Origin of the sequence: Agarivorans sp. JK6, assembly GCF_045277145.1 — a bacterium.
Taxonomy (GTDB): Bacteria; Pseudomonadota; Gammaproteobacteria; order Enterobacterales; family Celerinatantimonadaceae; genus Agarivorans; species Agarivorans albus.
The window spans coordinates 1,488,755-1,500,413 of sequence record NZ_CP113525.1 but is presented as its reverse complement, the minus strand read 5'-3'; the positions used below and the strand labels follow the sequence as shown (position 1 = coordinate 1,500,413).

The window sequence follows — 11,659 nt, the reverse complement described above, 5'->3', positions numbered from 1 at the left end:
ATAGCCTAATTAACATAAAGTTTATAAACAGAAGAAATAATGGAAAACGAAACAAACTGTAAGGCCTGTTATGGGCTTGTAAATACTAAAGCCAAGTACTGCCCTCATTGTAGAACACCACAAAACAGGCTTTCTGCATTCAAACAATACTTACCATTAATTATTATACTTTTAATAATCTTTTTCAGTGTAACGTTTGTTAAATCAACAAATAATAATGAGTATCAACCACCAGTCTCCTTTGTAGACCATAAAGATGAAATTATAGTTAAATCATCAGAGTTAAGTTTCAGTGATTGTGGAGACTGCAAAAAGAAAATAAATACTGTGACAATAGGCATGATTGAAAATTCATCGCAATACGGATGGGAAAACTTTCAAATTGAAGTTCGCTTTTTCAATACTGAAGGAAAATTAATAGATTCTGTCTCTGATTCAATTTATGGGCTAGCTGTTCAACCCAATAGTGAAGTGAGTTTTCGTGTATTTGAGCGAGCAGCAAAGCCTCAAGAAGAGTATTCATCACATAAAGTGTATATCAATGATGCCAGCAATATTTCAGATTACTACTAATGCATCCAACAAAGCCAAGCAGCCGCTGTTGGCGGCATTAATGCTTTATTCCAAACAGAGAGAAATCCAAAGCGCTTATTGATGAGTGATAAACTACAACTTCGCCGCCAACTTCTTGGGTGTATCAAACAAACTTAAATAAGCGCTCTGCTCACTCCAATCTTGCCACTCTATATCCGCCTCAATCACCGCTAGGCTTGCGGTAGGAAACTTGATTAAGTCTTCACCCGTTAAGTAGTTAACGAGATCTTCAAAGGCTGGGTTATGCCCTACTAGCGCAATTTTGTTTATTTGCTTGGGCAAGCTTTGAATATGTACCAATAAATCTGCCCAGCGAAATGTATATAGGCTGTTTTCACAAGTGATTTGAAGGTCGACTTCTACCTCACTGCCTTTAAGGTATTGGCTGCGCTGTGCTAACCAATATTCGCAGGTTTGCTGGGCACGCAGAGCTGGTGAGTAATGTACTAATTCAAGCTGAGAAAACTGGCTAGCGTAGTGACTTGCCATAAGCTGTGCAGCTTTGTGGCCGCGCTCTGCTAAAGGGCGTTGTCTATCACCTAAACTTGGATCGTCCCAACTGGATTTAGCATGGCGAATTAACCAAAGTTGGCGAGACATACGCATACTCCTGCATCCCAAAAACAAAAAAGCCTGCAAAGCAGGCTTTTAGCATAAGTGAATTAAAACTTAAGGGCGAGCTAACATGTCGCCAATACCTATCCACTTGTAAGAGGTTAACTCCTCTAAGCCCATTGGGCCGCGAGCATGCAGCTTTTGGGTAGATACTGCCACTTCGGCACCTAAGCCAAATTGCGCGCCATCGGTGAAACGGGTTGAAGCATTTACATAAACGGCGGCAGATCCAGCAGCATTCACAAAACGCTCTACAGCATTTAAGTTATTCGACAAAATTGCGTCAGAATGGCTCGCGTTGTGCGTACGCATGTGAGCGATTGCTTCTTCTACATCGGCAACCACTTTTACACCCAAGGTATAGCTTAGCCATTCTGTATCAAAATCACCTTCGCCTGCAGCTTGTAAGTCTTGCGCATTTGCCAAGCCAGCCATGGCGTTTTCGGTAGCGACTAACTTAACCGAGGCTTTGTTCATGCGTTCCGCTAACATTGGCAGTAACTCGGCTGCTACGTTTTGGTCAACTAACAGGCTGTCTAAGGCATTACATGCCGATGGACGTTGCACTTTAGAGTTTTCAATTACATCTAATGCTGCTGCTAAATCTACCGAGTTATCAACGTAAATATGGCTAATGCCAAAGCCGCCGATAATCACCGGAATAGTGCTATTCTCCTGACACATCTTGTGCAGGCCAGCGCCGCCACGAGGAATAATCATATCCACGTATTCGTCTAAACGAAGCAGCTCTGCCACCAGTTCACGATCAGGCTTTTCGATGTATTGAACCGCAGCCGCTGGTAATCCACTTTGCTCCAAAGCAGATTGAATAACTGCTACCAAGGCCATGTTTGAATGAAAGGTCTCTTTACCGCCACGCAAAATACTGGCATTGCCGGTTTTTAAACATAGCGCTGCGATATCAATAGTTACGTTAGGGCGAGCTTCATAAATAACCCCTACTACCCCAAGCGGCACACGGCGGCGAGATAGGCGCAGGCCATTTTCTAATACGCGGCAATCCATTTCGCTACCTATAGGATCGTTAAGCGAAATAACGTTGCGAACATCGCTAGCAATACCTGCTAGTCGCTCACTGTTTAGCATTAAGCGATCGAGTAAAGCTTCAGATAAACCCGATTGGCGAGCTGCATCCAAATCAATTTTATTAGCCGCTAAAATGCTTTCTTGCTGAGCTTCAAGCTGATCAGCAATTGCCGCCAAGGCTGCGTTTTTTTGGCTAGTACTTAAGGTGGCCAAATCAAAGCTGGCTTGTTTAGCCTGTTGACCAAGTGTTTGTAAGCTCATCTAACAATTCCTATTTTAAAACTAAATCGTCACGGTGCACCGCAACTGATCCGTAGCCATAACCCAGAGTCTTATCAATTTGCTCTGAATGTAGCCCTTTAATTAAATTCATATCTTTGGCCGGATAACGGCATATACCACGGGCAATTTCAACACCTTGCGGATTTACAATGCGTACTACATCGCCGCGGTTAAACTCGCCGTTAATAGCGGTAATCCCTTTGGGCAGCAAACTAGAACCACGCTCTACTACTGCTTTACATGCGCCGTCATCCAATACTAACTCGCCATGTGGAGGAGGCCCAGCCAAAATCCATTGTTTGCGATTTTCCAGTGGGCTATTGGTTGGCGGGAAACGAGTGCCAACACTTTTTCCTTCACTTAAGCGGGTAATTACGTTCTCACTGTGGCCTGCGGCTATTACTACTTCAATGCCTGCTCTACCGGCTATTTCGGCGGCTTGCAGTTTAGTTGCCATGCCACCAGTCCCCAAACCGCTTACACTATCGCCCGCTAAAGAGCGAATAGAGGCATCAATCTCGGCCACTTCTTCAATGAGTTTTGCATCCGGGTTATTACGCGGATCGGCAGTAAACAGACCTGGTTGGTCGGTTAGCAATAATAGTTTGTCTGCTTCGCCTAAAATAGCCGCTAGCGCCGACAAATTATCGTTATCACCAACTTTAATTTCTGCAGTGGCTACTGCGTCATTTTCGTTGATGATAGGCACAATACCGTGATTAAGTAGCGCTTTAAGCATGTCTTTAGCGTTAAGAAAACGCTCGCGGTCCTCTAAATCGGCGCGAGTTAACAGCATTTGGCCTACATGAATATCGTAGATGCTAAATAGGCTTTCCCATACTTGAATGAGCCGGCTTTGCCCCACTGCAGCAAGCATTTGCTTATTAGCAATGGTAGGCGCGATATTGCCATGGGTTAGCGATAAGTGCTCGCGACCAGCGGCAATGGCTCCAGAAGTAACCACAATAAATTGATGACCCGCCTTTCGGAGCAGCGCGCATTGGCGTACCAGCTCTATCATATGAGCGCGATCAAGTTTAGACGTGCCGCTGGTTAACACACTGGTGCCTAACTTAACGACGATGGTTTGCTTCGACATGCTATTTTACTATTCCAACTCGGCTAAAATGCAAAGCGAGTATTCTACCTGATATTAAACCGACGCACAGAGCCTGTGCGCCATTTTTTTGCGGAACTCTTCGGCTTACGCTGCCGGGAGAGCTAAATTGGGGGACAAAGAGGGGGCAGCGCTTAGGTCTAACTCCAACTTTTGCAGTGTATCCAGCAGCTTTTGATAAAACACCTCTAGTGACTGTTGCACTTCTGTTTGGTGTTTACTCGGAATGGTACCTTCTTGCCATTCGCCTTGCTTGTCGTATAAACCAAACCAGTAGTGGTATTCAAAACTGTCTTCGTTTACCCGTAATTCAAACCACCAGCCATAAAACTCGCGTTCATCAGCTGCAGGTTTAGAGCTTACACAAGAGGCAAGGCAATCAAAAAAGTACATTTCTTTGCTGCTGTGTTCTTTACGAAAATACGGACCCATGGCCGTAAATCTCGATGTTAACTTTCCATGGCTTGGCCAAGTCACTTCCATGCGCTTAATCTCTCCACAGTAGGACAATAGTTTGTATAACGTACCGTATGTCCATAATGACCACAATTAAGCTAAATCACAATTGCTTTTGTAGCCAATGCGTGACCTTAGTGAAGATCTGATTGTAATTTTGTAGTGAATCAAGCTCTTTCAGCACTTCAACCTTGCAATTTGGCGAAGCCATACTAAGCAAAGAAACATCGGTTTCTGGACATATTGCGTCATTTTTACGGCCAACCACAAACATTGGCAACTTTGTTCTTGGCCCACCAAGTATACCTTGAGTTTTCAAGGACAAAGGCATACAGCGATAATAGAGTCCTTCAGTATTTGAGGCATTCACGCCACTGCGATTAGCTAAACAATCTTGATACATTTGCGGTAAGTTATTAAATCGCTGGATATCACTAAATAACCTATCTACTGGCGCACCGATGGTGACTACTGCGCGCAAGCGCTCGGCGGCAACAAAAGCTAAGCGAGCAGCTACGTTACCTGCAAAGCGATAACCCAGCATGGCAACACGCGCATCATCGACCCAGGGCACCTTTGGCAAGTGATCTAATATAGCCAAATGAATTCGGCTGCTATCTTGTTGCAGCTTCCAGTTAAGGCAATGCCCCGCTCCTGGCATGTCTACGGTTAACATGGCAATACCTGCAGGCGCTAAGAAACGTTCAAAAAACGGGTAAAGCTCAGTTTGAATAGTATCTAAGCCGCCACTCACCATCACCACTGGTTTTACAGAGTCGGTATCTGGAAGGTGCAAGTAACAAGCAACTTGTTTACCGTCTATCGGTACGTTTATGGTTTTACACTCATATTTACTTTGCTCTGTAGCGGCCATTAAATTGCTGTGAGCTAAAGCATGAGCAGAAGCAACTAAATCATCGCCCTTAAAATGTGGGTAGGCAGCAATAGTGGCGCTATAACTGGCCAGCAAAAACTCTTGGTAGGCTTTATCTCGCTGACCACTTTGCTCGGCATCTTTAGCAGTAATTTGGTGTTTTACAGCACGTTGCATCCATTCGTAGTTCCAGTTGCCCGGCTGGTAACCGCCAATGGTATCGAGCAACTCGCTAGTGCGCGGCTTATCGCACATTGCGATATCTGCAAACAGGCTTTCGGTTTCGATAGGGTCCAATCCTAGCCAAGCCCAGTATTCTCTGCGCAAGATACGGTACCAGTTGCGACCTTCTTCTTGGCCTACAGCACTTAATTGAGCCGCGTTCGAGTTAGACACGGTGGATGTTTCCACCACATTAATACGAGGTTTAAACAATACTTCCGACAGATTTTCTTTCAAAACAACCTACTCACTTGCTTATCAACTTATAAAATATATCACAAAAAAAGCCGCCACTATGTGACGGCTTAGGATGCTTTCTAAATGACTAAGCTTTAAAAGAACGCAAACTTTAGTAAAAATACAGCAGCCAGTACCCAAACACTCAGCGGTACTTCTTTGTAACGGCCAGCTAGTAACTTAATAACCGCGTAAGAGATAAAGCCTAATGCAATACCGTCTGCGATAGAGAACGACAATGGCATTAAGATAGCCACAATCGCTGCTGGAGCAGCTTCTGTAAGGTCGGTCCAATCTACATTAATTAAGCCCGACAGCATTAAAGTACACACATAGAACAGTGCACCAGCTGTAGCGTAAGCTGGGATCATGCCCGCCAGCGGCGAGAACAATAGAGCAAGAATAAACAAAATGCCCACAACCACAGCAGTTAAGCCAGTACGGCCACCAGCTTCCACACCTGCGCCACTTTCGATGTAAGAAGTCGTGCTAGAAGTACCTAATAGCGAACCGGCGATAGTGGCACTAGAGTCAGCCATCAAGGCTTTTTTAAGGTTAGGTAAACGGCCTTTTTCATCAAGCAAGTTTCCGCGCTGTGCTACAGCAGTTAAGGTACCTGCAGTATCGAACAAATCGACAAACAAGAAGGCAAAAATAACGCTAATCATGGTGACATCTAAGGCCCCCATAATATCTAACTGCAAGAAGGTAGGCGCTGGGTTTGGTGGCATAGAAATAATGCCGCCATATTGGGTATAACCCAATACAATAGACAGTACCGTAATTGCCAAAATAGAAATTAATACACCGCCTTTTACTTTGCGGTATTCAAGACCAATGATTAAAAAGAAACCTAAAGCAGCCAGAATCATCTGGTGCGGGTTTTCGCTGCCTAAACTTACTAAGGTAGCTGGGTTATCAACTACAATACCTGCGTTCTTAAGCGCAATAAAACCAAGGAATAAACCAATACCTGCAGCAATACCTACACGTAACGTTTGTGGAATCGAGTTAATAATCCACTCACGCACTTTAAATAGGCTTAGCAAAATGAAGATAACACCCGACAAGAACACCGCACCTAAAGCAACCTGCCATGTATGGCCCATGCCTAGTACAACACCATAGGTGAAAAAGGCATTTAAGCCCATGCCTGGCGCTTGAGCAATTGGGTAGTTAGCGTACAAGCCCATAATGAAACAGCCAATGGCCGCAGCCAAACAGGTTGCAACAAATACTGCACCTTGATCCATCTCGGTGGCAGCAAGCATGCTAGGGTTAACAAAGATAATGTAGGCCATGGTTAAGAAGGTGGTTAAACCTGCAATGACCTCTGTGCGCACATTGGTTCCGTGCTCTTTTAGCTTAAATAGTTTCTCTAACATAACGGCGTATGTTCCTTGGACAGACAGTTGGTTATTTTGGGCCACTAACAGGCATTCCATTATGCTGCTAGCAGAAATCGCGAGGCATTATATTCATCCCAAATCTAAGAAGCTACCTGATGATGCAACCAACCTGCGCTAGATCAGCAAAAAAAGCTAAAATCACCAACTCATAACGTTAATATGCTTTGAAATGCGGTAATTATTTAGTTTATATGGGAATTTTGATGCTTTCTTGATAGTGATTATCATGCTAGCCACTAGTAACAACACTATTAGTTAAAAAGATGATTTATTGCGCCCAAACAATTATTCCACCAAAAAGCACATTAACAGGCTTATATTCACAGTTTTGAGCTGCTAGAGTTCTATTAATTCTAGTAATACAGTTTAAAAGGTGGCTTTGTGTCTACACTATCTTCTCTACATCCCCAGGGTTTATGGCAACACTTCGAAACAATGTGTTCTATCCCTCACCCCTCTAAGCACGAACAAGCAATGATTGACTGGGTAATGGGTTTAGCTGCCGAACACCAACTTGAACATTTTCAAGATGAAGTGGGCAACGTAATTATTAAAAAACCTGCCACTGCAGGCATGGAAGACCGCCAAGGCGTAATACTACAAGCTCACCTAGACATGGTGCCGCAAGCCAATAATGATACCCAACACGACTTCACCAAAGATCCTATTCGCCCTTATATCGATGGCGAATGGGTTACCGCTGAAGGCACAACGCTGGGCGCAGATAACGGCATTGGCGGCTCATCTATATTGGCCATTTTAACCAGTAACGACATCCCTCACGGCCCTATTGAAGCCTTATTTACCATTGATGAAGAAGCAGGCATGACTGGCGCCTTTGGTCTGCAAGCTGGTGTGCTTGAAGGTAAACTGCTAATCAACACCGACTCAGAACAAGAAGGTGAAGTTTACATGGGCTGTGCCGGTGGCGGCGATACCAACGTGAGCTTCCCTCTTGAGTACCAAGCAACTCAAAGCAATCAATTAGCCATTGAATTAAGCGTTAAAGGCCTAAAGGGCGGTCACTCGGGCTGCGACATTGATACTGGCCGCGCCAATGCCAACAAATTATTAGTGCGTTTACTGGCAGCCATGCAACAGCAAGGTATTGAGCCAATCATTTGCGAAATACAAGGCGGAAGCCTACGCAATGCAATTCCTCGCGAAGCCAGCTGTAAATTGGTGTTTAACGCAGCAAAACACCCAGAGCTTGAGCAAGTTATCGAAGCGCAAACCCTTGAGATAGTTGACGAGTTTGGCCTAGTAGAAACAGCTTTAAGCATTACCAGCCAGCAGGTTGCTACTCCAGAGACAAGCTTGAACACCAGCTTATCTCAACAAATTATCGCCAGCTTAAATGCCTGCACCAACGGTGTGGTAAGCATGAGTCAAACGGTAACCGGTGTAGTAGAAACCTCACTTAACCTTGGCGTAATTAGCCAAACAGAATCAACCATTGATGCAAAAATATTAGTGCGTTCGCTCATCGATTCAAGCCGTTTACAAGTTGAAGCGAGCTTGGCGTCATTGTTCAGCTTAACCAACGCTGAGATTAGCCACACTGGCGCCTACCCAGGCTGGAAACCAGAAGCTAACTCTGTAATGAAAAACGTCGTTCAGCAAAGTTACCAAGAGCTATTTGGCAAGTGCCCAAATGTGATGGTTATTCATGCGGGCTTAGAGTGTGGTTTATTTAAAAGTGCTTACCCAGAATGGGACATGGCTTCTTTTGGCCCTACCATTAAGTTCCCACATAGCCCTGATGAGAAAGTAGAAATTGCCGCTGTAGAAAAATACTGGCAACTATTACTCAGTGTGCTGAAAAACATCCCAACTAAATAGTAAATCCTGTTTAAGAAGGCAAACTGGTTTCTGTGCCAGTTTGCCTTATATATCAAAGCTCTCCGCCAGCTAGTTATAGTTCCAAAACTCTGTTTATTAAATTATTAATATTGCCCTCAACAAGACGGCGAGCTGTGCTAATATCGCAGCCTTTAATTTTTAGTATAAACATTGATTTAGAAGGAACTAACAATGGCTGAAACCAATGCCAGTGCAGAAAAAGCCCTAGATAGCCTAAACAAGCTTAAAAAAGGTGGATTTCAATTTAACTTTAAGTTTGTTTTCATTTTGCTAGCCCTCGCGGGATTAGGCTACACCTTAAGCAACTCATTTTTCTATGCAGAACCGGGTTACATATACCACGTTAGAACTGTTACCGGTAATGAAGCGGTAGTCACTGAAGTTGGTTATAAGTTTTATCCTTTTGGCCGTTACAACTCATGGAAGAGAGCAATGACCGTGCAGTCTTTATCGGGTGCTGCTACAAACTCTATCCGCGCAGAAAAAGACTCTGACAACTCCTCAGCTAGCCTACCGCCAATGAGCATTATGTTCTTAGACCAAGTAGACGCTCATGCCGAAGCCACCGTGCGTTTTTCGATTCCTGCCGACCATGAATCTTTCTTAAAACTGGCCCATGAGTTTAGATCGCCGGAAAACTTATTACGTACCGCACTGATACCAGCCTTTAAAGAAACCTTGCAAGCAAATGCTTCATTAATGGCAGCCGAAGAATACTATGCAGGCGGAAGAACTGAATTCAACTCAGAGTTTGAAAACCAAATGAGTAGCGGTATTTTCTTAGTTAAACGTGAAGAAATCACCATACACTCAAAACAGTCTACAGGCACTGCCAACGCAGCTTTGGGCACCGACCAAGAAGAATATGGTGACGATAGCAAAACAGTATTTGTAGTGAACAAAGTACTAGATACAAACGGCTTACCGATGCGTAAGTCCCAGCGCTTCACCGATTTTGGCGTAACGGTAGTATCAGCATTAGTGACCGATATGCGCCCGAATGCCAAGTTTATTGAGCGTATGCAGCTCAAACAAAAAGCCTCAGCAGACCGAGCCATTGCTCGCGAGCAGCGAGTTCAAGAGGAAGAGCAACGACTACTCGCCATTGCTCGTGGTGAACGTGAAGTCGCAGAGCGTCAAGCTCAAGCAAAGGTTGAGCAGATTCAAAAAACCACCGAAGCGCAAACCGACAAACAGCTTGCTATCACCAATGCAGAGAAGTTAAAGGCTCAGGCAGAGATCTCTAAAGAAACGGCTGAAATCGACCTAGAAAAAGCCCGTATCGAAGCTGAAACCAAACGCACCTTGGCAGAAGCAGAAGCCTATCAAAAACGGGTAATTCTTGAAGCGGATAACGCCTTAGCTCAGAAACTAGAAGCGGAAGTAAAGATTCAAGCGCTTTGGGCAGAAGCCTTTGCTAAACGTAACGTACCCACAAACGTTTTTGGTGCAGGTAGTCAATCAGGAACGCCCTCAGGCAGCGACGCTGAAACGCGAGCGTTTATGCAAATGCTAACTTTAGATGCAGCTAAACGACTTAGTTATGACCGAGACCTTACTAAATAACCTAAGCTCGGGATAATAAACTGGTTTCTAGCGGCTATTTTTACTTATTTCGGTGTTGAAGATGCTTCCAATAGGCTAGCTATTGACGCTCAGCTTCGCCTTGAACTAAGCAAAACTATCTCGACAGAAACATGACACTAGATTAAGTACTTGGTTGAAAAACTATCGTTACTTCCTTATCCCGAGTTCAGGTTAAGTAGTTAACGATTCAAACGGCAAAACCAGTTGTGGTGACTGGTTTTGCTGCTCATAAGCCAAACCAATATGCAAACCAATTAGCCGCACCGCCTTTCCCTTCCCTCTAGCAAGAGCCTCTTCAAACAACTCCAATAATGCCGACTCATCAATATGCTGACACTGTTGCTCTTTAGTAGTTTGTTGAAAATCTGCAAATTTTACTTTCACCCCAAGCTTATTCATCTTGGCTTGCTTTAAGTGCTTTTCACTCCGACGCCTAAGCTCAGGCAGCAAGGCTAACAAGCGCTCTACCAAAATAGCTTGGTTACCTTCGTCTTTAGCAAAGGTGCGCTCTACTGCCACCGATTTTCGCTTACGGTCGTTGCTTACAGCGCGCTCGTCTACCCCCTGACAACGCAGCCACAACATCTCGCCAAACTTACCAAATAGCTGCTTTAACTTGTCTTTATCTGCACGGCGTACATCACCGCCAGTATACAAACCTTGATGATGCAGCTTCTCAATACTCACCTTGCCAACACCTGAGATTTTTTCGAGCGCTAGGGTCTCGATAAACTCACTGACTTGCTGCGGTTTAATAACATATACACCATTGGGTTTATTTAAATCTGAAGCGATTTTGGCTAAAAACTTCACAGGCGCCACACCAGCAGAAGCTGTTAGACCTGTTTTAGCAAAAATATCTTGGCGGATTTGTTCAGCGATGAGTGTGGCCGAGCCTCTGCAGGCCTCACTATTACTTACATCTAGGTAAGCTTCATCCAAAGACAGCGGCTCTATAGCATCGGCGTATTCATGAAAAATGCCTTGTACTTGTTTACTCACTTCTTGGTAAACCTGCATGCGTGGAGGCACCAATACTAAATGCGGACAAAGCTGCAAGGCTTTATGGGTTGGCATAGCTGAGCGAACACCATATTCACGCGCAAGGTAGTTACAAGTAGTCAACACCCCGCGACCGCTGCGCATGCCACCTACAGCCAAAGGAACATTGGCTAGCTCTGGTTGGTCTCGCATTTCAACAGCCGCATAAAAACAGTCCATATCAACATGGATTATTTTACGTTGTATTGGCTGTAAATCTGCCACAGCTATCGCCTCAAAACTGTATATAAACACAGTATGCGATATTTTACTAAAAATTCAAAGTAACAGAGCCACTTTGCTTTAAAGCAAAGT

General features: G+C 44.4%; 10 protein-coding genes. 3 read left to right on the top strand and 7 right to left on the bottom strand.

The features are described from left to right. Positions 1-39: 39 nt before the first annotated feature. On the top strand, positions 40-573 hold the full coding sequence (locus tag OV592_RS07080) for a hypothetical protein (RefSeq protein ID WP_406610906.1): 534 nt from the start codon (positions 40-42) through the stop codon (positions 571-573). A gap of 93 nt (positions 574-666) precedes the next feature. On the opposite strand, the gene OV592_RS07075 is transcribed toward OV592_RS07080, so the two are convergent. The 6 genes from OV592_RS07075 to OV592_RS07050 form a co-directional block, all read right to left on the bottom strand. Next, positions 667-1,194, bottom strand: coding sequence for a SixA phosphatase family protein (locus OV592_RS07075; protein ID WP_406610905.1), 528 nt, complete (start codon positions 1,192-1,194; stop codon positions 667-669). A gap of 69 nt (positions 1,195-1,263) precedes the next feature. Then, on the bottom strand, positions 1,264-2,517 hold the full coding sequence (locus tag OV592_RS07070) for a glutamate-5-semialdehyde dehydrogenase (RefSeq protein ID WP_406610904.1): 1,254 nt from the start codon (positions 2,515-2,517) through the stop codon (positions 1,264-1,266). A 10-nt stretch (positions 2,518-2,527) separates the two neighbouring features. Then, positions 2,528-3,637 carry a glutamate 5-kinase gene (proB, locus tag OV592_RS07065; protein ID WP_406610903.1) on the bottom strand — a complete coding sequence of 370 codons (1,110 nt, stop codon included), beginning with the start codon at positions 3,635-3,637 and terminating at the stop codon, positions 2,528-2,530. Positions 3,638-3,742: 105 nt separating this feature from the next. Beyond that, a complete protein-coding gene (gene crl / locus OV592_RS07060; protein ID WP_016402229.1) occupies positions 3,743-4,138 on the bottom strand; it encodes a sigma factor-binding protein Crl in 396 nt (131 codons plus the stop codon). A gap of 76 nt (positions 4,139-4,214) precedes the next feature. Beyond that, positions 4,215-5,444 (bottom strand): alpha/beta hydrolase, encoded by a 1,230-nt coding sequence (locus OV592_RS07055; protein ID WP_406610902.1) that lies wholly within the window; start codon positions 5,442-5,444, stop codon positions 4,215-4,217. Between the two features lie 95 nt (positions 5,445-5,539). After that, positions 5,540-6,829 carry an NCS2 family permease gene (locus OV592_RS07050; protein WP_406610901.1) on the bottom strand — a complete coding sequence of 430 codons (1,290 nt, stop codon included), beginning with the start codon at positions 6,827-6,829 and terminating at the stop codon, positions 5,540-5,542. Between the two features lie 405 nt (positions 6,830-7,234). On the opposite strand from OV592_RS07050, the gene OV592_RS07045 reads away from it, so the two are divergent. After that, positions 7,235-8,695: an aminoacyl-histidine dipeptidase gene (locus OV592_RS07045; protein ID WP_406610900.1), complete on the top strand. Its 1,461-nt coding sequence runs from the start codon at positions 7,235-7,237 to the stop codon at positions 8,693-8,695. A gap of 192 nt (positions 8,696-8,887) precedes the next feature. Further along, entirely contained in the window at positions 8,888-10,282 is a 1,395-nt protein-coding gene (locus tag OV592_RS07040; protein ID WP_152781572.1) for an SPFH domain-containing protein, read from the top strand. A 192-nt stretch (positions 10,283-10,474) separates the two neighbouring features. Here the strand turns inward: OV592_RS07040 and dinB are convergent, their stop codons facing one another. Further along, positions 10,475-11,569 carry a DNA polymerase IV gene (gene dinB, locus OV592_RS07035; RefSeq protein ID WP_406610899.1) on the bottom strand — a complete coding sequence of 365 codons (1,095 nt, stop codon included), beginning with the start codon at positions 11,567-11,569 and terminating at the stop codon, positions 10,475-10,477. Positions 11,570-11,659: the final 90 nt, after the last annotated feature.